Origin of the sequence: Nonomuraea sp. 10N515B, from assembly GCF_052245915.1 — a bacterium.
In the GTDB taxonomy this organism is placed as follows: domain Bacteria; phylum Actinomycetota; class Actinomycetes; order Streptosporangiales; family Streptosporangiaceae; genus Nonomuraea.
This window is the reverse complement of record NZ_JBQQBQ010000015.1, coordinates 66,512-88,957: the sequence shown is the minus strand read 5'-3', so window position 1 is coordinate 88,957 and position 22,446 is coordinate 66,512. Positions and strand designations below refer to the sequence as shown.

Here is a 22,446-nt window from a genome sequence, read left to right as displayed (position 1 = left end):
ATGACAGCCTAGGCCAACGCCGTCCGCCGTTCTCACGCCCCGAGCCTGGCATGCAGGAACAAGCTCACGCCTTTGAGCGACTTGACCGGCAGGTAGCGCTCGGCCGCGACGATCGCCGACAGGCCCGCATTGACCACGGCGGGCATCTTCCGCAGGTCGCTCCCCCGGGAGCGGCGGCGGTGCCGGACCACGAGGGGCCGCAGGAGAACGTTCCAGCTCCAGACCCGCTGAACCTGGAGTCCCGCCTTCTCGACGACGCCGGTCAGGGAGTCGCGGTGATATCTGCGGACGTGGCCCACGGCGTGGTCGTGGGCCGACCACAGCGCCATGTCGCACGGCACCGCGATCAACGCGTGCCCGCCCGGCGCCAACACTCTGGCGATCTCCTCGGTGACCAGGTGGTCCTCGCGAATGTGCTCGAGCACGTCGAACGCGGTCACCAGATCCATGCTGTCCCGTTCGAACGGCAGCGCCCGCGCGTCCGCCCACACGGCCTTGACGCCACGCTGCCTGGCGAGCTCCACGGCCGTCTCGCTGCTGTCCGTCGCGGTCGCGTCCCAGCCCGCCTCGGCCAGCACCCTGGTGTTCCCGCCGCCGGCGGCCCCGATGTCCAGCGCTCGTCCGGGACGGCCGAGCCCACGCAGCTCTCGGCGGAGGATGGCCCGGCGCTCGCGGTACCACCAGTGGTGGTTCTCCAGCGCGATCAGGCGGCGGATCTCTGTGGCTTCCATCGGTGTGTTCAACTCCTCGTGCGGGAGAAGACCCAGCGGTCCAGCGCGGTGAAGCGGATCACGGTCAGCAGGCAGTACGTGGCCACGACCGCCCCGACCTCGGCCGCTCGCCCGGCCTCCGGCGGCACCGCCAGCACGGCGGCAGTGGTGAGCGCATAGGTGGTGGCGGAAAGCACCGTCGCGCGGACATGCATGGTGCTGCGTCGCACCCGGCCGAACGTCCACCGGCGATTCGCCTCGGTATTGACGATTCCCGTGAGGACGAGCGCGGCCAAATTCGCGGTGGCCGGAGACCAGAATGCGCGCAGCGGGAGGTAAATGAGCGTGAACAGGATGACGGACAACACGCCTATCGCGGCGAATGAGGTGAATCTCGCCAGCGTCACCGCCCGCGGCCGGGCCACGACGGCGTCCGGATGCCGTGGCACGGGCTCGGCCCTGCTCACCCGGACGCCGGCCCGGCCCGTCGACATCGACCACGCCAGCCTGGCCAGTCCCTTCAGGTCGTCGGCCGCGGTCCTGACCACGCGTACGCGCGAGTCCATGTCCTCGATCCAGTCGACCGGCACCTCGTGCACCCGCAGCCCGTTGTGCTCGGCCAGCAGGAGCAGTTCGGTGTCGAAGAACCAGCCGTTGTCCTCGACCTTGTCCATGAGCGGCCGCACCACGTCGGTCCTGGCCGCCTTGAAACCGCACTGGGCGTCGCTGAACCCGGCGCCGAAACCGTATCTGAGCAGGGCGTTGTAGGAACGCGACACAACCTCGCGGCGCAGCGAGCGGCGGGTGCGCGCGCTGTGCGCGAGCCGGGTGCCGATGGCAATCTCGGAGTGTCCGCTTGCCACCGCCGCGACCAGCGGGAACAAGGCGTCGAGGTCGGTGGACAGGTCGACGTCCATGTACGCGACGATGTCGGCCGGGCTGTCGCGCCAGGCCGTGCGCAACGCGGCTCCCCGGCCGCGTACGTCGATCCTGCGGGCGTGCACCTGGTCGAACTCCCCGGCCAACGCGGCGGCGAGCGGCCAGGTGGCGTCGGTGCTGCCGTTGTCCATGATCGTGATACGCCACGGCAGCGGGAATCGGTCGTCGAGGAAAGCGGCCAGCGTCCGCACGCAGCCAGGCAGGGCACGCTCTTCGTTGAGCACGGGGATGACGATGTCGACGCTGGCGAGCCGGGCCGCGGTGTCGAGGACGCGGGGGGCCGGCTTCGTGGCGGCACGCGTGTCCATGAATTCCCTGATCCTTTGCCTGTGGCCGTACGTCCAGGGAAATGTTGCTGGGATGTCCAACGGGCCGCGCGGGGTTTCCCCTCATCATTCCGCTGAGCGGAGGGTGACTTTACCTTTCTGTGAGCTCGTAAACCGAGATGGACGCGCTGCGGAACCGCAGCCGGGCGAATTTCCACAGGTTCGGATTTCGCCCGGTGAAGAGCCATTTGACCCCGTATTCTCGGGCGAGGCGCCGGACGTTCTCCGCCGTCGGCGCCGCGAACACCGCGTCGTTCGCCGCCAGCCGGGCAGGGTCTGCGAACGGCACCGACAGGTACGACGTCACGAACAACTCCGTACGCGACTGCGTGCTCTCGGCGTACCCCCAGCCCTCCACGAGCACCCGGCGTTCGGTGAACCCCGACACCCAGTAGTGCCTGCTGTCGCACGGATGCGGCGCGACGGGACGGCAATGCAGGTCGGTGGCCACCACGTCGGCGGGTGAGGAGTGCTCGCGCAACCACCGCCCGGCCTCCAGCGCGCCGTCGGGGATCAGCCGCTCACGTTCCCCCGGCGCAGGCGTGACGTGCGCGACCACGTCGCGCACGGAGGCCGGGACCGAATACCCGGCGAGCAGCGCCACCACCGCCAGCACGGACCCGCACCGCCACACCACCACCGCCGCGACCGCGAGCAGCAGGTACGGCACCACGACCCGCTCCAGCGCATCCCCGGGCACGTCGAGCTGCGCTGCCATCACGGCGGCGCCCGCCCCGGCCCCTGTCCACGCCACGGCCCGCCAGGGCTTGTTCATGGTCGCGCCGGCTTCGCTCCTCGCTCTCTCGTCGCGATCTCCTCCGCTTCGGAGGGCAAGCATCCCGCACACGGCCGCGATCGACAGGTAGGGCCGGACGCCTTCCAGGAAATAGAGCTGCGACTCCGACGGATGTCCCAGCAGCGTGGCCGCGCCGATTCCGGCCACGCCCATCCCGAGCAACAACACCATCGGCGGCTCCAGCACCCGCCGCCCGAGCCCTGCCACCCCACCCCACACACAACCGAGGCAGAACAGGTGCACGACGGTGAGCACCACCAACGGGCCCAGGGACGCGGAGGCCAGTGCGGGCATCTCGATGCCGGCCACCGCCCCCCACACCACCCGCATCGTCGCGGACGGCGAGACCGCCATCCCATGAGACCCCCGCCCGAAAACCACGAAGTGAGCGATGAGCAGGCACACCAACGTGAGTGCCGCCGCGGCCGCCCACCTGTGCGGCAGCCGCCGCTCCACGACCCACCGCACGGCGACCACGGCCAGCAAGCCCGCCAGCAGCAACGGCAGAAACGTGGCCTTCGCCCCGGTCAACGCCAGCAGGAGCACGACCAGCGCCACCCACCCTCGCCGCGACCAGCCGGCGACCAGCAACACCACCACGGGCGCGAACAACAACGCCCCGAACGTCTGCGTGGGACTCGCCCAGGCGGTGAACATCGAGCGCGCCGTGAAGGACACGCCGTCCTGCAGGACCGGGCTGAGCAGGAAGTACGTCACTCCGACCGCCGCCGCCCCGGCCCCCCAGCGCCCGCCGAGCCGCCGCCCCAGCACCGCCACCAGCACGACCATCGCCGCCATCATCGGCAGCGTGGACAACTTGTACACCAGCGTCACCGGCTCGATCCCGGTGACCCAGCTCGTCGCGGCCATGTCGGCATAGACGAACCAGTGGTAACAGAGCCGCTCACCCAGCACGGACGGCAGCGTGGGCGGCAAATGGTGCTTGACCTCGCCGACCAGGGCCAGGTGGTAGGGCATGTCCACGTACGCGCTCGCGATCGGCACCCGGTACAGGGACAACGTGCTCCACGTGATCAGGTATCCGATCACCCCTGCCAGCATCCATGCACACCACCCGGGCATCCGCTCGGCGATGGCCCGGCCCCGCCAATGCCGCCGCAGCCCCGGCGCGATCAGGAAGGTGCCGAGCACGGCGACGGGCGGGACCAGCACGAGCAGCGGCATCCCGGCGGCCCTCGCCGGGATGTAGGCCAAGACCTCCATCGCGTAGCCGAGCGCAAGACCGGCCGCGACGTCCTCGGCCGTCGACCGACCGCCCCTTGTCAGTGCCCGCCAGAGCAGGGTCCCCGGCAGCGCCACCCCGAGCCCGACGTACGCCGCGAACGCCGCCAGATCGCGGGCCGAGACCCCGCACCACAGGAACACGGCCACCGCACCGGCCGCCACGATCCCCGCAGGCCACCACCCCGGGCTCAGCCGGCGGCCCGAGGACCGCACCGGAGCGGCATATATGCTCTTGAGCGGCGCGATCGTCATGAAACCGAGGACCACCGGCACAGCACCGCGCGAACCATCGTCATCGGGCCACCGTGCGAACAGTCGTCATCGGACCACCGTCACCAGCCGGGTGAACTCGGCCGGCAGATCGACCCCGTCCCACACCCGATGGAAACTGAGCGCGCTGCCGACCGGCACCATGCGGTCGACCCCGCGCCCCGCCAGTGCCCTGGCCAGCTCCTCCAACTCCGGTCGCCCGAACCCGTAATGGGTCATCGTCTGATCCCGCCGCTCGACCAGTCCCGCCAGCTCGGCCGGCGAGCCGAGCCTGGCATGGGCGAACGTCCCCGCGCCCAGCCACCGCCTCGGCGCCTGGTCGGCAGCCGCCAGGGTCACGTTGGCCAGCGCGTTCCCGCGGAACTCCACGCTCTGCGCGACTCCGTCCGCGGCCAGCCCATAGGTGGAGACCCGCTTCTCCACGGCCATTGCCGCATCGACACCCCAGCCGCGTGCCGTGATCACCCGCGACACGTGATCGATGAAGTCGGCCCGCGCCGCGTCGCAATCAACCTCCGCGCCCACCCAGAACACCGTCCGCGGCGACGAGCAGGCCGCCTGGTCGAACCAGTAGGTGTCGTTGACGAACCCCTCCGCCACGCTCACCCGCGCGGCTCGCGGCGCGCACAACCACGCCGCCGCCCGTATCACGGCGAACGAGGAACGATCAGGGAAGACCAGGTCACGGGCATGCGGGGGGAGCGGGTATCGGCGCACGTCCTGCACCGTCCGGTCGCCGCCCCACACCACCCGCAGGTCGCAGGCCGCGGAGAGCGCGGCGGTGACGGCCTCGGCTTCGCGTTCGTAGGAGATGATCCGCTGCGTCTGGCCGACGACGGGGTCGGCCTCGCGCAGCGCCTCCTGCAGCGTCTCGACGATCGCCTCGGCGACCGCGCCGGAACGCGGCGAAAGGCGTACGACGTTGCGGTTGCCCATCAGGGCCGACAGGGCCCAGGAGTAGACGAAGACCGTGTCCACGTTCGCGGGCGGGATGTGGAAGATCAGGCCGCGTGGCACGCGTACGTGCTCGCCGGCCATCCCCTCGATCGTGCGGGCCAGCTCGCTGGGCCGCAGGAAGAATCCGAGCGACCCGAGCTCAGGGTGCCGCCGGGCCAGGGCCGGCCGCAACAGCCGCCTGCCGAATTCGGCCAGGAACTCCCGAACCCGCCGATCCCCGACCTCGAGTCGGCCCCGCACCTGCCCGAGCAGCACCTCCACGGGTACGCGCTCCTCCCACGGAAACCGCACCCGCACCACCGCAGCGCCACGCGCCTGTGGGGTGCCGCCATGCGCCTGTGAGGTGCCCCCGCGCGCCTGTGAGGTGCCGCCACCCGCCTGTGAGGTGCCGCCACCCGCTGGGGACGCGCCGCCACCCGCCCGAGTCGCGCCGGTATCCGCCCCGGATGTGTCCCGCATCAGCCGGCCTGCCCCATCGTGTCGCTGCAGCCCCGGGCCTCTGCCCGCGGCAGCCTGCCGAGGACCTCGAACCGCTTCCCCGGCCAGGCCCCGTCGTCGACGCCCCGCACCACTCCTAGATCCTCCGTGAGCAGCACATGACCGGGATACGACGTCGGCAGCGTGCTGACGACCTCGATCAGCCCGGGCACGCCGTTCGGCGCCTCCTGCCACGTCTCCGGATCACGAATCACGACATTGGCGAAATCGGGGCAGTAAAGCCCATCCCCATGGGGCCCTTCCAGAAAGATCGTCCCGATCTGCTCGACCATCCCGTAGAAGTTGTGCACCCTGGTCAGCCCACACTCCGCCGCCAGCCGCCGCCGGAACTCGGCATTGTCCACCGCCTGCTCGGCGAGGCGCTTCCACCCACCGGAGTGGATCAGCACCCCCTGCGACAGATCCGCCCCCAGGTCCCGCAGCCAGAGCCACACCATGAACGTGAACCCGAAGATCAGGAACCGCCGGCTCCCATGCCGCTCAAGGAACCCCTTGACTGCCTCCGCGTCCACCCGCCCCTGCTCGTCCAGCACGAACGTGTGATCCCTGCCGAAGTTCATCATCCCGAGCACTCCGGCCCCGCGAGCGCTCAACGTCGGATCGCGCACCACGGAACGGGTGTCCACGACCAGCATTGGTAGCCGCCGCTCACCCAGCACCACCCTGAGCGTGGCCGCCAGCATCCGCGTCTGGGCCGCGGCCGCCTCCCGGTCCAGATAGACCCGGCTCGGCTGCTGCCCGGTCGTCCCGCTGGAGGTCAGCACCCTGAACACCTGCTCCTGCGGCACGCTGCGCAACTCGTGCGTCTTGAACAGCCGCACCGGCAACCACGGCAGGTCCATCAGGCGCTGGTAGGGAGGCACCGCACCGATCGCGTCGAGAATCCGACTGTAGGGCCGGCAGGCCGCCCTGTGCTGCTCGGTCAGGGCGGCCAGCTCGGGCACCAGCACTGCCTCCCGCTCGGCCTCATCCATCGTGAAAACGCTCACCAACGCCCCCCACGCCATTGACCACACACCAACACGCGACCCACCCACCCGGCCCTATCCCCGCAGACGCCGCCTCGGGGATCGCGGATTGCCCCCTCCGGGATCGCGGACCACCCCCGGGGCCGCGTCGCCCCTCGGGATCGTGTCGCCCCCGGGATCGTGTTGCCCCTCGGGATCGTGTCGCCCCTCGGGATCGCACGTCGCCCCGGGATCGTGTCGCCCCCGGGATCGCGTGGCCCTCGGGATCGCGTTGCCTCCTGGATCGTGTCGCCCCCCGGGATCGTGTCGCCCCCGGGATCGCACGTCGCCCCGGGATCGTGTCGCCCCACGGGACCGCGTAGCCCCACCGGATCGCGTGCCCCCGCGATCGCGTTGTGCCCGGGATCGGGCGTTCCCCCCGGGATCGCGTCGCCCCCGGGAAGTGGACCCACCCCGGGAAGCGGACCGCCTTGTGCATGGGCTTGGCCGACAGTCGCGCCGATCGCCTTGCCAGGTGGCGTGCAGAGCGCCGCCGTCGTGCCCTCCACGACGCGTCGCTAGGCCGTCCGCTGGGGGGCGTGGCGCCTGACCGCGGGACGCGCAGAACACCAAGGAGGTGCGGTGCGCCGCGCACCAGGAGGAACGACGAGGCCGTCATGAGCGGGCTTCCAGGGCACGGTAGTCGATCTTGCCGGTGGCCAGCAGGGGAAGATGGTCGATGCCGCGTACGTCGAACCCGCTCCAGTGCACCCGCAGCTCGGCCCCCAGCCGCCGCGCAAGTCCCACGCACCCGGCCGCGTCCAGCCCTTCGGCCCACACCGTCACCCGGTCGTCCCCGCTGGTGGCCGCCACCGGCCCGGAGTCCCGCAGGAGGCGCTCGACGTCGTCCAGGTTCACCCGTACGCCGAAGATCTTGGCGATGCGCTTGAGCCGTCCCGTGATGGAGAGGAAACCCTCGGAGTCCAGCCGCCCCAGATCGCCGGTGCGCAGCACACCGCCCAGATCGTCCCCTAGGGCCAGGTCCGCCGCCGTCTCCGCGTATCCCATCATGACGTTGGGACCGTGATAGACGACCTCGCCGTCCTCGACGTCCAGTCGCCCTCCCGGGACGGCCACCCCAACCGAGCCCGGCTTGTCGGCGAGCCGGTCCGGGGGCAGGATCGCGATGCGGGCGGTGGCCTCCGTCTGGCCGTACATGACGAAGAACCGGTCCGCCTTCTCCGAGAACTCCGCGATGAGCTCAGGGCTGAGCCGCCCGCCGGCCTGGGTGAGCGTGGCGATCGTCGGATGCTCCGACCGGTCGTATCGGAGTCGGCGCAACATCTCGTACTGGTAGGGGACGGCGGCCAGTGACGTGCACCGGTGCGCGTCCAGATGCGTCCAGAACGACCGCTCCAGCAGCCCCGCCTCGGTCAGCATCACGGTCGCGCCCGCCGCCAGATGGCTGTTGAGCACGGACAGGCCGTAGCTGTAATGCAGCGGCAGGCTCGTGGGCGCGATCTCGCCAGGCGTGATGGACAGCGCGGTGGCGATGGCTTGGGCGTTGGCCAGGACGGCCTGGCGGGACAGGCGCACGAGCTTGGGGTTGCCGGTGGAGCCCGAGGTGGCGAGGAGGATGGCGAGGTCGGGATGCGGATCAGGCACCTCGCGCCGCGCCGGCGGGGAGCCGTCGGCCGCATGCGTGAACCCGACCAGCGCGGCCGGCCGGAACCGGCCCACCAGATCGGCCAGGATCCCGGCAGGGAGGTCCGGATCCAGCAGCGCGATCGGCCGGCCGGAACGCCAGGCGGCGAGGTAACGCAGCACGGAGGCGAGGTTGTTGCGCATCCCGCAGAACAGCGGCCCCGGCCGCAGCCGGGAAAGAGCCTCCGCCGTGCGTGTGATGTGGTTGCCCAGCGCATAGCCGCCCAGGCCCGCCGCTTCCCCGGCCACCACGAGCCGCGCCTCCGAGTGCGGGAAGACCGCACCCCGAAGCCCGGCCTGCGGGCGTGGCGATGGCTTGGCGAACGTCATGGCGTCAGCCCGCCGTCCACCCCGATGACCTGCCCGGTGATGAAACCCGCGGCGGGCGAGAGCAGGAACGCGACGGCACCGGCGACATCGTCGGGTGCGCCGAGTCTGCCGAGCGGGGTCGCCGCGATCGTCGCCTCCCGGGCGTCGCCGTCGAGCGTGGCGAGCATGTCCGTCCGGATGTAGCCGGGAGCCACGGCATTGACCCTGATCCCGGCCGGGCCCAGCTCCTTGGCCGCGGCCAGGGTGAGGCCGATGACCGCCCCCTTGGTCGCGGAGTAGACCGCCTGTCCCCGGCCGCCCGCGCGGCCCATGACCGAGGAGACCAGCACCACGGCGGGAAAGGCCCCCCGGCGCAGTAGCCTGAGCGAGGCCTGCAGGGTGTGTGTCGCGCCCATGGCGTTGACCTCGAACAGCCGGTTGATCGTGTCGTGGCGGATCATGCCGAGTGGGCCCGCGGCGTGGATGCCGGCGTTGATCACGAGGGCGTCGAGCCGCCCGTGACGCTGGTAGATCTGCCGCATCATGGCCGAGACGAGCGAAGGGTCCGCCACGTCGCCGTGGACCGGGTGGGCCGGCCCGCCGGTCTGCGCCGCCACCTCGGCGGCAGCCTTGGACGCACGCTCCTCGTCGCGGCCGTGCACCTCGACGGCGTATCCGGTCGCGGCCAGCCACATCGCGATCGCCCGCCCAATGCCCGCCGTCGATCCCGTGACGAGCGCGACACGTGGCTCGGACGACGGCGACGACAACGGTGGCGGCGTGGTGGTAGTGGGCTCTGACGAGATGGCGGCACGGGGCGCAGGCGGCACGGCTGCGCCGGGCTCAGACGGCGGCGGCGCCGATGCCATGCTTCTCCAGCAGCTCGGCCGCCTTCGCGAACGAGCTCATGTCGATCATCTCATCGGTGTCGATCATGATGGAGAACTCGTCCTCCATCGCGGCGATCAACGCCATGTGGGCCAGCGAGTCCCACTGTGGGACAGCCCGGTATTGGAGGCCGTCGACATCGGCGTCGGCGGGAAGGTTGAGCGCCCTGCGGAAGACGGCCCGCAGGCGATCGAGATGACTCATGATCACTCACTCTCTGTCCTCAAGCCACGACGTAGTGTAGCGGCACTTTCGGGTCCGGAGAAACCAAGCCCCCGTCTCGAGTAATGGAACCGTATAACGGCGAGTGGGGCACGTTGGTCACTGGGAATGTCGGGCTGGGGCGCGCGAACCACTACAGGGGGAAATGATGGACGAATCCAATCATTGGTACGGGCACTCCCGCATACTCGCCAGATACTGCGGCCTGCCCGACGAGGTGCCAAAACGCATCCAAGGTTTCCTTCAGCACGGATGGAACTATCTCCATGGATTTCCCCCGAACGACCACTGGTGCAGCCCCGGATACCCCCGCTTCATCTGGTCCGACGTGCTGCGCCGCCGCGGCTGGTCGATGGGCAGGAGGGGGCACTACCTCATCGGCGCCCCCTGGATTTACCTCCTTTATCTGGAGCCTGAGCTGGGCGTGACGCCGGAGCGTCAGGGTACGATCTGGTATCCCTTTCATGGTTGGGAGAAGTATTCCGTCACTGGCGACCACGCCCGCCTGGCCGACGAAATCCGAAATGTCGAGACCGGTCCGGTCACGGTCTGCCTTTATTGGTTGGAATTCGCAAATCCGGACATTCGGCGGGCGTACGAATCGAGGGGATTTCGAGTCATCTGCCATGGCGAGCGCGGATCCCGCTGGGAGGGCAAGGGGCGGGACTTCCTGCGCAAGCAGCTGGTCCAGTTGCGGCGCCACCGCAGGGTGGCCTCCAACCGGCTCGGCAGCGCGCTGTTCTACGGCGCCTCAGTGGGGTGCGAGGTGGCCGTGTACGGGGACCCGATGCAGTTCGAGGACGAACGTCCCGAGTACGGCGGCACGGCGCGCCGCATGCGGCTCTGGCCCGAGCTGCACGGCACACGCGTCGATCCGGAGCTGGCGGCCGAGGTGGCGCGGCGCGAGCTGGGATTCGAGTATCAGGCGACACCGGAGGAGCTACGGCGAATGTTCGGATGGAAGCGGGTGGGCGAGGGAGCGACGCCGCCTGGAGCAGAGGCGGGAACGAAGCGACCAGCGCGGGGGAAGGCGGCGGTATCCGGGCGACCGAGCCGCCGGACGGAGTGAGGCCATGAACACGTGTATGAGTGGCGAGGCGCCCGAGAACGTGCATTTGATCGGTGGCGAGATGCTGCTTTGGTCTGACATGTCCAACATGGGTGGTGCGACAGACTGGCGGGGCGCGGCACTGGAGCTGATCAGGCGGATGCTCCCGCCGAGCGGCCGGGTCCTGCTGGTCGGACCGCATCCGCAGCTGGTCGTGGACGAGGTGGCGGCACATGCCTCTGCGGCGCACGTCTCTGCGGCGCACGTCTCCGCGGGGCATGCCTCCGCGGGGCATGCCCCCGCAGCGCATAGCCCTTCGGCGGCCGTGCTCCTGCGGTCCTACCCCGACGCCTGCGCGCTCGGCGAACGCCATCCGGGGCTGGCGGTCTTCTGCGGACGGCTGGAGGTGTTCGCGGCAGACGAGCCGTACGACCTGGTGCTGGCCCTGGACGGGCTGCTGCGCACGCACTCCGCCGAGGCGCCGGCCGCGGCCTGGATCGAGTCGCTCGACGCGCTGGCCGCACTCGTCACGCCGGGCGGGCGCCTGGTGCTCGGCGTACGCAACGACCTCGGCGTGGATCGGCTCGTCGAGGCCCGGCCCGCCGATCGGGACGGCGCCGACGACCAGTGGGCCCCGCACGGCTTCGACCCCAGCTACCCCAGTGGACCCGGCGCTCTGGACGCCGGGCTGGAGTCGGCGGGGCTGACGGTGCAGCGGTGCTACGCCGCGTATCCGGGCAGGCAGGCGCCTCGTGCCCTGCTCGCTCGCGAGGCCCTGACCGCCGAGCTGCCGGATGCGCTCACGTTCCCGCTGAGCTCCTGGGGCGGTGACGGCATGCTGGTGGCCGACCCGCTGCGCCTGACCCGCCTGGTGTTCCGGCATCGCCTGGGGGAGGAGCTTGCCCCGCTGTGGCTCGCCGTGGCCACCCGCCCTCCGCTGATCACCGAGAGCCCGATCGGCGCCGACGATGCGGGAGAGCTGCCGCTCGGCCTCATCGAGGAAGGGCCGGCCCTGTACGAGCTCACCCGCGCCGGACTCAAACACCTCCCCGACGGCGCGGAGCACCCCGTCCCCACAGGCCGGGTCGTCGAAGAGATCCTCGTCGAAGCATGCGCCCGCGAGGACGTGAAGACCGTCCGCGAGCTGCTGCAAAACCTGGCCACCTGGCTGGAGCAGGGCGGCGACGCGGCCGCCGGCACCGACAGCCTGGTGTACGACGGCGAGCGGTTCGCCGCCATCGGCCCCATGGCGGCGCTCCCGTCCACGCCCCCCGAGCCGCGCGTCGTGCTGTGCCGGATCCTGCGGCGGTTCGCGGTCAGGCTGCTGGCGGCCGGCCACCATCACCCGTGGCCATGGCCGCTGGAGGCGGACCAGCTCACGCTGACCCTGTGCGGCATGGCCGCCCGCCCCTGCGATCCAGGCGACCTCGACCGGGCCCGCAAGCTCGACGCCGAGCTGGGGCAGCCCGTCGAGCTGGCGGAGCAGGCGCCGACGTACCGGGACCTGGTCGGCGCCCGCGACCGCCTGACCGACCAGCTCACCGCCGCCCTGGCGCGCGTCGCGCGCCTGGAGACCAAGTTGTCCTACCGGGAGCGTGAGCTGGTCAGGGCCAGGGCCAAGCTGCGCAGGACACATCGCAAGGCCACCGCCTACCGCAGAACGCTCGGCTACCGGCTCTCGCGCCGCCTGGCCCGCCCGCTCAGGGTCGCCCGCAAAGTGTTCCGCTTGTTGTCCGGCTGACGAGGAGGAGTACAGGTGCCGGTTCTGTCGGTCATCGTCCCGTTCTACAACGTCGAGAAGTACATCGGACCCTGCCTGGACTCCATCGCCGCCCAGAGCCTGAAGGATCTGGAGGTGATCTGCGTGGACGACGGCAGTGACGACGGCGGCCCGGCCGTCGTCAGGGACCGGCAGGCCGGCGACCGCCGCATCCGTCTCATCAGCCAGGACAACCAGGGTGTGGGACGGGCCCGCAACGTCGGCCTGCGCCAGGCGACCGGCCGCTACCTGGCCTTCGTGGACGGCGACGACACGGTGCCCCCGGGCGCGTTCGGCCGCCTGGTGTCCTCGCTCGAGTCCTCGGGCTCCGACCTGGCCTGCGGAAACGTCATGCGGCTCTACAGGAACCTGCTGGTCCGCTCGTGGGCGCACAAGGAGGCCTTCGCCAAGCCCGTCAAGGGCACCCACATCACCCGCCACCGGCTGCTGATCCGCGACCGCATGCTCTGGAACAAGATCTACCGCCGCTCCTTCTGGGAGGAGCTCGGCCTGAGCTTCCCCGAGCGCATGTACGAGGACCAGCCCGTCGCCATCGCCGCCCACGTCGGCGCGCGCTCGGTGGACGTGCTGGCCAAGGTCGTCTACCACTGGCGGCAGCGCGACGAGCCAGGCTCCTCGATCACCCAGCGCCGACTGGAGCCGGGCAACCTGCGCGACCGCCTCCTGTCGGTGCTGGAGACCGCCGACCTGGTGGCCCGCCGCGCGCCGCGGCTCAAGCCGGACTTCGACCGCGACACGATGGAGATCGATATGAGTGTCGCGGTGGAGGCCGTGGCCGCCATGGGCGACTCGGCGGACCCCGCGTTGATCGACCTGATCGTCCGCTATCTCGACGGTGTGTCGCGCGAGGCGTGGCAGAGCGTGCCGTTCGCGCACCGGCTTCAGATCCACCTCCTGCACGAGCGCCGCCTGGCCGAGCTCGCCGACGTGCACGCCCAGGTCCGCGACGGCCGGTTGCGGCCCCGGGTGCGCCCGGCCGGGTTCGTGCGCAGGCGCTGGTACGGCCGCCACCCATGGATGCCGGGACAGTTGTCCGAGGTGTCGGCCGAGCTGGACCTGTCCGCCAGGCTCGTGGAGCTCGACTGGCGGGACGGCCGGCTCGCCGGCGCGGGCTGGGCGGGCGTCGGCCGTTTCGACGTCGGCGCGCTGGGCCAGGCACGCGTACGCGTCTGGCTGGAGGAACGCAGGACCGGCGAGACCGTGCAGCTGGGCGAGCAGGACTCCGCGCCGGTCTGGGAGCACTTGACGGACGAGGACGGCGACACGCTGCCCCAGCACGTGTTCCCGTTCAGGTTCGCCCTCGACCCGGCCGCGCTGACCGCGGCTCAGCTCGCCAGACGCGGCCTCTGGGACCTGCGGCTCGACCTCAAGGGCCAAGGGCTGCGGCTCGACGGCAGGGTGGGCGGGCCGCGCTGGCTGCCACCCGAGATCCCGGCGCCGCGCCGCAGGTCAGGGGTGTGGCTGGTGCCGGTACGCAGCGTCAAGGGCTCCTGGGGCCTGCGGCTGCGTACGGCGGAGGCGATCATCGCGGAGTGCCGGGTGAACGGCGGCGACCTGGTGTTCTCGGGGGAGATGTCCGACGTCGGCGACGGGGAGCCGGTGCTGCGGTTGAGACGCAGGAGCGACGGTGAGGAGATGTACTTCCCGGTGGCGCTGTCGGGCCGGGACTTCCACGCCCGGGTGCCGCTGGCGGACGTCGACGAGCGGGTCGGCGACGAGTCGTGCTGGGAGGTCGTCATCGACCAGGGCAAGGCGCTGCGCCCGCTGGTGCGCACCCGCCAGCGTCCCGTCGCGACCATCGCGGAGCGGCGGTTTCTGGTGGACCGGGGCGAGGACGGCTGCCTGCTCCTCGCCGAACGCTAGGTCAGGATCTTCGCCAGTGTCTCCACGACCCGGTCCTGCTGGGCGTCGGTGAGATCGGGAAACAGCGGCAGCGACAACTCCTCGGCGTAGTAAGCCTCCGCACGCGGGCAGAGGCCGCGCCGGTAGCCGAGGTCGGCGAAGACCGGATGCCAGTAGGCGGGGATGTAGTTGACCTGGACGCCGATGCCGGCCGCCCGCATGCGCTCGTAGACTTCGCGCCGCCGACCGTCGCGGACGCGTACGGGATAGAGGTGCCAGCTCGGGGACACGTAGGCCCGCTGCGCGGGCAGCCGCAGCCCCGGCACGTCGCGCAGCAGCAGGTTGTAGCGGGCGACCAGCTCGCGCCGCCGCTCGCGGAAGCGGGCCAGCCGCCGCAGCTGGCTGATGCCGAGCGCGCACAACACATCGGGCAGCCGGTAGTTGAGCCCGAACGCGTGCACCTCCTGGTGCCAGCCGCCCACGTCCGGCTCGCGCTGCTCGGCGGGGTCTCTGACCAGGCCGTGGTTCTTGAAGCGGGCCGCCCGCGCATGCTGCTCCGGGTCGGCCGCCGCCACGGCGCCGCCTTCTGCGGTCGTCACGGTCTTGGTGGGGTAGAACGAGAACGTCGTCAGGTCCGCCAGCGACCCCACGGGCCGGTCCTTGTAGGCCGCCCCGATCGAGTGCGCCGCGTCCCCCACCAGCGACGCGCCCACCCGTTGTGCGACCGCCCGCAGCTCGTCGTAGTCGGCGGGGTGGCCGGCGTAGTCCACCGCCGTGATCGCCCGGGTCCGGGAGCCGGCCAGCGCGGCCACGGCGTCCGGGTCGAGATTGCCGGTGTCGGGCTGCACGTCGGCGAAGACCACCCGCGCGCCGAGCAGCGCCGCCGTGGCGGCCGTGGCCACGAACGTGAGCGGCGACGTGATCACTTCGTCGCCCGGGCGCACTTCCGCCGCCGCGTACGCGACGTGCAGCGCGGCCGTGCCCGAGGTGACCGACACGCATGGCACGCCGCCCGTCCAGCGGGCCAGCTCCGCCTCGAACGCGGCCACCGCGGGCCCGGTGGTCAGCCAGTCGCCGCGCAGCACCTCGGCTACGGCCTCGACGTCGGACTCCGCGATCGACTGCCGCCCGTAGGGGAGCATCAGCCGGCCACCAGAGTGCGCAGGTCGTCCACCGACAACCACTCGTCGTTGGTGTCGGAGCGGTAGGCGAAGCCCTCCGGCAGCATCTCGCCGGTCTGCGGTGGCTTGTAGCCCCACGTCGCGATCGTGGGCTGGACGACGAAGCGGTCGGCGAGCCGCAACGCCCTGCGGCCGTCGTCCGGGCCGATCATCTCCTCGTGCAGCTTCTCCCCGGGACGGATGCCGATCTCGTAGATCGGGCTGTCCGGCGCCAGCGCCTCGGCCAGGTCGGTGATGCGCATGCTGGGGATGCGCGGCACGTAGAGCTCGCCGCCCCGCATCAGGTCGAACGAGTCGACCACGAACCTGACCGCCTGGTCGAGCGTGATCCAGAATCTGGTCATGCGCTTGTCGGTGATCGGCAGGCTGGCGCCCCGCTCAGCCAGGCGCAGGAACAGCGGCACCACCGAGCCCCTGCTGCCCACGACGTTGCCGTAGCGGACCACGGCGAAGCGGGTCACGTGCGCGGCGGCGTAGTGATTGGCCGACACGAACAGCTTGTCGGCGACGAGCTTCGTGGCCCCGTAGAGGTTGATCGGGCTGGACGCCTTGTCGGTGGAGAGCGCGACCACCTTGCGCACGCCGCAGTCGATGGCGGCCTCCACCACGTTCTGTGATCCGGCGACGTTGGTGCGGACGTATTCGAACGGGTTGTATTCGGCCGTGTCCACCTGCTTGAGCGCCGCCGCGTGCACGACGTGGTCGACGCCGTGCATGGCGCGGGTCAGCCGGTCGCGGTCCCTCACGTCCCCGATGAACCAGCGCAGCCGCTCGTCGTCGTTGAAGAGCTGCCTGCTCTCGTATTGTTTGAGCTCGTCGCGGGAGAAGACCACCAGGCGGCGCACCCCGAGCGTGTCGAGAGCGTGGCGGATGAAGGCCTTGCCGAAGGACCCCGTCCCGCCGGTGATCAAAATTGATGATCCGCTGAGAATGCTCACGTGCCCCCCGAAATTCGCGCTTACGCACTGTTGTCGTCATGCTCGGCGGTAGCATAGCGCGATCGATCAATGACGCACTGTCACACGGGGAAATGGGGCTGCTGTGCGTATTGTCGGGATCATTCAGGCTCGTATGGGCTCTACGCGGTTGCCGGGTAAGGTGCTGCGGCAGCTAGGGGGCGGCGGGCGTTCGGTGCTGGGGTGGGTGGTTCGCGCCGTACGCGAGTCGCACGCCGTGGACGACCTCGTGGTCGCCACCACGACCGAGGATGTCGACGACGTGGTGGTCGCCGAGTGCTGCCGCCTCGGCGTGGACTGGCATCGGGGACCGGTGGACGATGTGCTCACGCGGTTCATGCAGGCGCTGGAGGAGCGGGAGGCAGAGGCCGTGATGCGCTTCACGGCGGACTGCCCGCTGCTCGACCCTCAGGTGATCAAGGAGGCGGCGCTCGTCTACCGGGCCGTGCCCGGGCTCGGCTACCTGAGCACGAGCCTGGCGCGTACGCTGCCGCGCGGGCTCGACGTGGAGATCGTCGGCCGGGAGGCGCTGGAGCGGGCCGACCGGGAGGCGGCCGCCTACCACCGCGTGCACGTGACCTCCTACGTCTACGAGCATCCAGGCGACACGCGGCTGCTCGGGCTCACCTACCAGCCCGTCGCCGACGATCTGCGGGTCACGCTCGACACCGAGGACGACTGGCGGCTCATCTCCCGGGTGGTGGACGAGCTGGGCGACGGATGCGTGCCGGTCGGGACGCTGGTGAGCTGGCTGCGCGACCGGCCGGAGGTGCGTGAGCTCAACGCCCACGTCCAGCAGAAAGCGCTCCAGGACGCGTGACGGGCGGCTTGCGGGTCGGCTTCCGCTGCGACGCCGGGGTCGGGCGCGGAGCCGGCCATCTGGTGCGTTGCGTGGCGTTGGCCGAGGAGCTGTGCGCGCGGGGGGCGCACGTCGTCTTCGTCGGTGCGGTGGACGGGTCCGAGTGGGCGCGGGCGCAGCTGCGTGAGCGTGGGCTTCCGCTGGTCGCCGCGCAGGAAGACCCGGTCCGGTTGGCGCGGCTGGCCCGTGAGCTCCGGCTGGACGCCGTGGTGCTCGACTCCTACGACCTGCCGGAGGGCACGGGGGCGGCGCTCAGGGATGCGGGTCTGGCGGTGTTCGCGATCGTCGACGGCGATCCGCTGGGCCAGGCGGCCGACCTCTACCTCGACCAGAACCTCGGCGCCGAGCGCCGGCCCTTCCGCGCCGGCCGTCGGCTGGCCGGGGCGCGTTACGTGTTGCTGCGCGACAGCGTGCGGCGATGCGAGCGGGCGCCGCGGCGGGGCATGGCGGTGCCGCGGGTGTTGTGCTTCTTCGGCGGCACCGACAGCGCGGGCGTGGTCCCGGCGTGGACACGGGCGCTCCTGGCGACCGGCGTGCCGTTCGAGGGCACGGTGGTCAGCCCGGCGCCGTTCGCCGCGGGTGACGCGATCACCGTCATCCCGCCGACGAACCGGCTGCCCGCGCTCATGGCCGAGGCCGACCTCGTGGTCACCGCGGCGGGCTCGGCCGTCTGGGAGCTGCTCCATATCGGCGTGCCCACGGCGCTGACCTGGGTGGCCGGCAACCAGCTGATCGGCTATGAGGAGCTGGTGGGCAGGGGCGTCGCGGCCGGGCTCGGCAACACGCCCGGACCGCAGGCCGTCGGCACGCTGGCCCGCCTGCTCGCCGAGCCCGCCGCCCGCGAGGAGCACGGCCGGCGGGGCAGTGGCCTGGTGGACGGCAAGGGCCGGGAACGCGTCGCCGACGCCCTGCTCGAACTGCTCTAGATCAGGTCCCAGGTCAGCGGCGTGCCCTTCGGGACGTCCCGGGCGAAGCGCCGCCCCATCACGTCCCGCGCCGCGTCGGGAGGCAGCCCACCGGCCGGCCGGATCGACCGTACGTTCTCCGCGCTGACCGTCTCCCCGGCCCGCACCTCGCGGACCACGTACAACGATCGCCGGAACCGCAGCCCTTCGCGTTCGGAGGCCCGCGGCCCGATCACGGCGCTCCCCAGCGCCTCCCAGGCCCGCTTGCTCTCCGTCACCAGCGTCGCCAGCTCGCCGGGCTCCAGCGAGAAGGCGGCGTCCACCCCGCCGTCGGCCCGCGACGCGGTCACGTGCTTCTCGATCAGGCATGCCCCCAGCGCGACGGCGGCCAGCGGGACCCCGATGCCGGGCGTGTGGTCGGAGACGCCCACCACGTCCCCGGTGAGCGCCGCCAGCAGCGGCAGCGCCCGTAGGTTGCTCTCGGCGGGCGAGGCCGGGTAGGAGGCCGTGCACGCCAGCACGGCGAGCTGTGTGCACCCGGCTTCCCTGGCGGCGGCCACGGCGGCGTGAATCTCCCCGGTCGATGCCATCCCGGTGGAGATGATCAGCGGCTTGCCGGTCCCGGCCGCCAGCCGGATCAGCGGCAGATCCACGATCTCCGATGAAGCGATCTTGTACGCCGGCACGTCGAGCTTCTCCAGGAACTCGACGGCCGTCGGATCGAAGGGTGAGGAGAACACGATGAGCCCGTGCGAGCGCGCGCGCTCGAAGATCGGCTCGTGCCACTCCCACGGCGTGTGGGCCCGCTCGAAGAGCCGGTAAAGCGTCTCTCCGCCCCACAACTCGTGCCCGTCGCCCACGCGGAACGCCGGCCCGTCGGCGTCGATGGTGAGCGTGTCCGGCCGGTACGTCTGCAGCTTCAGCGCGTGCGCCCCGGCCGCGGCCACCGCGTCCACGATGGCCAGCGCCCGCTCCAGGCTCCCGTTGTGGTTGCCGGACAGCTCGGCCACGACGAACGGCGGATGACCAGGACCGATCGCCCGCCCCGCAATGGAGATCATGTGTGTTCCTTCCTCAGCTCGATGGCCACGACCTCACGCGCCACCCCGTCCACGTCCCGCCGGTAGAACCCGACCTCGACGAACCCGAACCGCCGGTGCAGCAGCCTGACCGGCTCGTTGTCGGCCAGCACGGAGCCGCGCAACGTCGTCAGCCCGAGCGGCCCGAAGGCGTGGTCGATGGCCGCCCGCTCCAGGCCGATCCACGCCCGCAGCAGCCTCCCCGACCGTTCGAGCCCGTCGAAGTCCAGGTAGAAGCCCCAGCAGGCGCTCGCCGCCGACAGGTCGGCGTAGGTCACCACGCCCGCGGCGGTCCCCTCGTGGTCGTAGATCAGCACGTGTGTGGCCGGATCGGCGCGGGTGGCCGCCCACCAGCGGGCGTGCTCGTCCGCCCCGATCTCGTGTGTGGTGAAGCTGGCGGCCCGCACCTGCGGGTGGTTGCGCCAGCGCCGCATGACCGGCAGATCGTCGTCCCGGACGCCTCTCAGCATCGCGCTCCCAACTAAGCGTGACACATCCCTTGCCCAACGTAGCGGATGGCGCGTCGGGTAAAGAGCTCATCAGGCTCAGGTCTCGGGTGCGGATTCCAAGGCATGCTGCCCTCGATCCCATCCTGAGATCCGAGGAGCAAATTCGGCATGATCCCCCATCTCAGCATCGTCGTTCCGTACCACAACGTGGAGTCGTACCTCACCGAATGCCTGAAGTCGCTGGCCGTCCAGACGCTGGAGGACTTCGAGGTCGTCATGGTCGACGACGGCTCCAGCGACGGCAGCCGGCGGATCGCCGAGGACTTCGTCGCCAAGGACCGCCGCTTCGTCCTGATAGAGCAACACAACATGGGGCCGGGGCCGGCCCGCAACGCGGGGATCGAGCGGGCCACGGGCGCGTACCTGGCCTTCGCCGACGCCGATGACGTCGTGCCGCCGCACGCGTACGAGCGGCTCGTCGCCAAGCTGGCCGAGACCGGCTCCGACCTGGCGTGCGGCGCGGTGGGGCGGCTCGTCGACGGCGTGCTGGAGGAGTCGATCCTGCACGAGAAGGTGTTCAGGCGGCCGCAGCTGTGCACCCACATCACCGACAAGCCGGTGCTCATCAGAGACCGCACGATCTGGAACAAGGTCTACCGCCGCGACTTCTGGGAGCGCGCCGGGCTGCGGTTCGCCGCCGGCATCTACGAGGATGTGCCGGTCGCCATGCGGGCGCACGTGCTGGCCACCCGTGTGGACATGCTGGGCGACGTGGTCTATCACTGGCGCAGGCGGGAGTCGTCCATCACGCAGTGCCGGAACGAGCTGCCCAACCTGCACGAGCGGCTGGCCGCCATCCGCTCGGTCCGGGCGTTCCTCGACGAGCGGGCGCCTGAGTTGCTCGACGGCTTCGACGCGCTGGTGCTGGAGAAGGACATCCTCTTCCTGTTCCAGGCGCTGGAGGTCAGCGAGGAGCCGGAGCCGCTGCTCGAGCTGGCCCGCTCCTGGGTGGCCTCGCTGGGCCAGAACGCCCTGAACACCGCGCCGTCGCTGCGCCGCCTTGAGCTGCACCTGCTCGGGCGCGGCCTGGTGGCCGAGCTGCGGAAGATCCGCGAGTTCCGCCGCGCCCGCGAGGACGCCGCCCGCATCGTGCCGCGTGGCTGGCGCAACACCGGCTGGTACGGCGACTACCCGTTCTTCCGCAACCGCCGGCTCAAGATCCCCGACGCCGTGTTCGACGCCCGCGACGAGCTGAAACTGCACGCCAGGGTCGAGAGCTGCGAGTGGACGGGCACGGAATACCGGGTACGCGGGCACGTCTCGATCCACCGCGTCGACCGCCGGGTCGGCCAGATCGACCTGTGGCTCAGCGACGGCCGCCGCAAGGTCCCGCTGGAGGTGCGGCGCGCCGGACGGCACGGGATCGTCACGACCATCGACCCGGAGCGGCTGGCCGGCGGTGGCCCGAGCTGGCGGCTGCAGGCGCGGACCGAGACCCGCGGGCTGGTGCTGAAGGGCTGGTTCAGGGACGTCGAGGCGCACGCGTCGTGGCGGTTCACGGCATCGGGAGTGCCGGGTTGGTCAAGAAGCGGCATGGACATGCCCCAGTAGTTCCAGACAGTAATCGCAAGAGTGCGTGTCGTGTTCATGCTGGTCTCCATGAGGACCTATTCGCTCGATGACGTCTACGGGACACGCAAGCGGAGAGACTCCTGGTGGACCGTGTATTTCGTGGACCCGGTCGCCTGCCGGGTCGCTCTTCCGGTCGCCAACCGCACGCGGCTGACGCCGAACGCGCTCACCGTGTTTTCGCTGGTCCTCGGCATGGTGTCGGCCGCCTGCCTCGCGATGAATCAGCTCGTCGCCGGCGCCCTGGTCTTCTATCTCAGCTTCATGATCGACTGCGTGGACGGCAAGATAGCCAGGCTCAAGGGCACGGGGACGCCCTTCGGCCTCTGGCTCGACTACGTGGGGGACCGGGTCAGGGTGGTCCTGTGTGCCGGCGGGCTGGCGTACGGGCAGTACACCTTGACCGGGGATGTGCGCTACGTGCTTCTCGGCGCGGGAGTGGCCGTGCTGGACCTTTTCAGGTACGTCAACGCGCCGCAGATGAAGCGCGTGCGCGAGGCCGTCAGGGAAGAGCGGCAGTTGCCGGAGGTCGATGAGGATCCCGGCCCGCTGGACCCCGTGGACCCCGCGCTGCTGGACCAGCTGCCGCTGGCCCGCGAGCCGCTGGAGCAGATGGCGCCGCAGCGGGCGCCACGGCCACGCAGCTTTTACCGGCGGCTCAACAGGTCCCTGGCCCGGCGCCGGGTCCGCTCGCACCTGATCAGCGGCATCGAGTTCCACGCCGCGGTGTTCGTGCTCGCGCCCCTCGCGGGGGCGTGGGCGCTGATCCCGGTCGCCGCGACGGCAGGGGTCCTGCTGCTCGTCAACGAGGTCGTCCTTGTCTACCGGATGTGGCTCTTCACACGCAGGTACGCCGTGGCCTCCTCTCAGGAGAGCCGAGAGCGCGTTCTCGTCTAAGTTTTCGGGG

General features: G+C 71.0%; 19 protein-coding genes. 7 read left to right on the top strand and 12 right to left on the bottom strand.

The annotated features are described in order from the left end of the window. Positions 1–32 precede the first annotated feature (32 nt). From ACTWQA_RS24095 to ACTWQA_RS24060, 8 genes are all read right to left on the bottom strand, one after another. The gene (locus tag ACTWQA_RS24095; protein WP_443161379.1) at positions 33–731 is read right to left on the bottom strand and encodes a class I SAM-dependent methyltransferase; all 699 of its coding nucleotides are present in this window, start codon (positions 729–731) and stop codon (positions 33–35) included. An 8-nt stretch (positions 732–739) separates the two neighbouring features. Then, positions 740–1,957 (bottom strand): glycosyltransferase, encoded by a 1,218-nt coding sequence (locus ACTWQA_RS24090; RefSeq protein ID WP_443161378.1) that lies wholly within the window; start codon positions 1,955–1,957, stop codon positions 740–742. 109 nt (positions 1,958–2,066) lie between these two features. After that, positions 2,067–4,268, bottom strand: coding sequence for a hypothetical protein (locus tag ACTWQA_RS24085; RefSeq protein ID WP_443161377.1), 2,202 nt, complete (start codon positions 4,266–4,268; stop codon positions 2,067–2,069). Between the two features lie 66 nt (positions 4,269–4,334). Further along, positions 4,335–5,504, bottom strand: a complete 1,170-nt coding sequence (locus tag ACTWQA_RS24080; protein WP_443161376.1) for an acyl-CoA reductase — start codon at positions 5,502–5,504, stop codon at positions 4,335–4,337. A gap of 197 nt (positions 5,505–5,701) precedes the next feature. Further along, positions 5,702–6,730 (bottom strand): LuxE/PaaK family acyltransferase, encoded by a 1,029-nt coding sequence (locus ACTWQA_RS24075; RefSeq protein WP_443161375.1) that lies wholly within the window; start codon positions 6,728–6,730, stop codon positions 5,702–5,704. A 633-nt stretch (positions 6,731–7,363) separates the two neighbouring features. Then, the gene (locus ACTWQA_RS24070) at positions 7,364–8,722 is read right to left on the bottom strand and encodes an AMP-binding protein (protein ID WP_443161374.1); all 1,359 of its coding nucleotides are present in this window, start codon (positions 8,720–8,722) and stop codon (positions 7,364–7,366) included. After that, the gene (locus tag ACTWQA_RS24065) at positions 8,719–9,471 is read right to left on the bottom strand and encodes an SDR family NAD(P)-dependent oxidoreductase (protein ID WP_443161373.1); all 753 of its coding nucleotides are present in this window, start codon (positions 9,469–9,471) and stop codon (positions 8,719–8,721) included. The genes ACTWQA_RS24070 and ACTWQA_RS24065 overlap by 4 nt, the downstream gene beginning before the upstream one ends. A 73-nt stretch (positions 9,472–9,544) precedes the next feature. Continuing rightward, positions 9,545–9,793: an acyl carrier protein gene (locus tag ACTWQA_RS24060; protein WP_305920081.1), complete on the bottom strand. Its 249-nt coding sequence runs from the start codon at positions 9,791–9,793 to the stop codon at positions 9,545–9,547. Between the two features lie 346 nt (positions 9,794–10,139). On the opposite strand from ACTWQA_RS24060, the gene ACTWQA_RS24055 reads away from it, so the two are divergent. From ACTWQA_RS24055 to ACTWQA_RS24045, 3 genes are all read left to right on the top strand, one after another. Continuing rightward, entirely contained in the window at positions 10,140–10,880 is a 741-nt protein-coding gene (locus ACTWQA_RS24055; RefSeq protein ID WP_443161372.1) for a hypothetical protein, read from the top strand. A gap of 105 nt (positions 10,881–10,985) precedes the next feature. Then, complete coding sequence (locus ACTWQA_RS24050; protein ID WP_443161444.1) at positions 10,986–11,171, top strand: pentapeptide repeat-containing protein; 186 nt, start codon at positions 10,986–10,988, stop codon at positions 11,169–11,171. A gap of 1,444 nt (positions 11,172–12,615) precedes the next feature. Beyond that, entirely contained in the window at positions 12,616–14,502 is a 1,887-nt protein-coding gene (locus ACTWQA_RS24045) for a glycosyltransferase family 2 protein (protein ID WP_443161371.1), read from the top strand. Here the strand turns inward: ACTWQA_RS24045 and ACTWQA_RS24040 are convergent. Both ACTWQA_RS24040 and pseB read right to left on the bottom strand, forming a co-directional pair. After that, a complete protein-coding gene (locus ACTWQA_RS24040; RefSeq protein ID WP_443161370.1) occupies positions 14,499–15,623 on the bottom strand; it encodes an aminotransferase class I/II-fold pyridoxal phosphate-dependent enzyme in 1,125 nt (374 codons plus the stop codon). The two genes, ACTWQA_RS24045 and ACTWQA_RS24040, sit on opposite strands and share 4 nt — an antisense overlap. Next, positions 15,623–16,600: a UDP-N-acetylglucosamine 4,6-dehydratase (inverting) gene (pseB, locus tag ACTWQA_RS24035; RefSeq protein WP_305920086.1), complete on the bottom strand. Its 978-nt coding sequence runs from the start codon at positions 16,598–16,600 to the stop codon at positions 15,623–15,625. The genes ACTWQA_RS24040 and pseB overlap by 1 nt, the downstream gene beginning before the upstream one ends. Before the next feature lie 103 nt (positions 16,601–16,703). Here pseB and ACTWQA_RS24030 point away from each other — a divergent pair, with 103 nt between their 5' ends. Next, complete coding sequence (locus ACTWQA_RS24030) at positions 16,704–17,438, top strand: cytidylyltransferase domain-containing protein (RefSeq protein ID WP_443161369.1); 735 nt, start codon at positions 16,704–16,706, stop codon at positions 17,436–17,438. Continuing rightward, positions 17,435–18,403 (top strand): PseG/SpsG family protein, encoded by a 969-nt coding sequence (locus tag ACTWQA_RS24025; RefSeq protein ID WP_443161368.1) that lies wholly within the window; start codon positions 17,435–17,437, stop codon positions 18,401–18,403. Before ACTWQA_RS24030 ends, ACTWQA_RS24025 begins: the two co-directional genes overlap by 4 nt. Here ACTWQA_RS24025 and pseI read toward each other — a convergent pair. Both pseI and ACTWQA_RS24015 read right to left on the bottom strand, forming a co-directional pair. Further along, complete coding sequence (gene pseI / locus ACTWQA_RS24020) at positions 18,400–19,443, bottom strand: pseudaminic acid synthase (protein ID WP_443161367.1); 1,044 nt, start codon at positions 19,441–19,443, stop codon at positions 18,400–18,402. The genes ACTWQA_RS24025 and pseI overlap by 4 nt on opposite strands. Further along, entirely contained in the window at positions 19,440–19,931 is a 492-nt protein-coding gene (locus tag ACTWQA_RS24015; protein WP_443161366.1) for a GNAT family N-acetyltransferase, read from the bottom strand. Before ACTWQA_RS24015 ends, pseI begins: the two co-directional genes overlap by 4 nt. A gap of 147 nt (positions 19,932–20,078) precedes the next feature. Between ACTWQA_RS24015 and ACTWQA_RS24010 the strand changes: the two genes are divergently transcribed. Beyond that, positions 20,079–21,521, top strand: coding sequence for a glycosyltransferase family 2 protein (locus ACTWQA_RS24010; RefSeq protein ID WP_443161365.1), 1,443 nt, complete (start codon positions 20,079–20,081; stop codon positions 21,519–21,521). A 48-nt stretch (positions 21,522–21,569) separates the two neighbouring features. Further along, positions 21,570–22,436 (top strand): CDP-alcohol phosphatidyltransferase family protein, encoded by an 867-nt coding sequence (locus ACTWQA_RS24005; RefSeq protein WP_443161364.1) that lies wholly within the window; start codon positions 21,570–21,572, stop codon positions 22,434–22,436. Positions 22,437–22,446 lie beyond the last annotated feature (10 nt).

Bases quoted from the DNA above. Each gene is read 5' to 3' on its own strand.
- ACTWQA_RS24015 (WP_443161366.1), bottom strand. From the start codon at position 19,931: ATGCTGAGAGGCGTCCGGGACGACGATCTGCCGGTCATGCGGCGCTGG.
- ACTWQA_RS24070 (WP_443161374.1), bottom strand. From the start codon at position 8,722: ATGACGTTCGCCAAGCCATCGCCACGCCCGCAGGCCGGGCTTCGGGGT.
- ACTWQA_RS24005 (WP_443161364.1), top strand. From the start codon at position 21,570: ATGAGGACCTATTCGCTCGATGACGTCTACGGGACACGCAAGCGGAGA.
- ACTWQA_RS24060 (WP_305920081.1), bottom strand. From the start codon at position 9,793: ATGAGTCATCTCGATCGCCTGCGGGCCGTCTTCCGCAGGGCGCTCAAC.
- pseI (WP_443161367.1), bottom strand. From the start codon at position 19,443: ATGATCTCCATTGCGGGGCGGGCGATCGGTCCTGGTCATCCGCCGTTC.
- ACTWQA_RS24095 (WP_443161379.1), bottom strand. From the start codon at position 731: ATGGAAGCCACAGAGATCCGCCGCCTGATCGCGCTGGAGAACCACCAC.
- ACTWQA_RS24040 (WP_443161370.1), bottom strand. From the start codon at position 15,623: ATGCTCCCCTACGGGCGGCAGTCGATCGCGGAGTCCGACGTCGAGGCC.
- ACTWQA_RS24090 (WP_443161378.1), bottom strand. From the start codon at position 1,957: ATGGACACGCGTGCCGCCACGAAGCCGGCCCCCCGCGTCCTCGACACC.
- ACTWQA_RS24085 (WP_443161377.1), bottom strand. From the start codon at position 4,268: ATGACGATCGCGCCGCTCAAGAGCATATATGCCGCTCCGGTGCGGTCC.
- ACTWQA_RS24010 (WP_443161365.1), top strand. From the start codon at position 20,079: ATGATCCCCCATCTCAGCATCGTCGTTCCGTACCACAACGTGGAGTCG.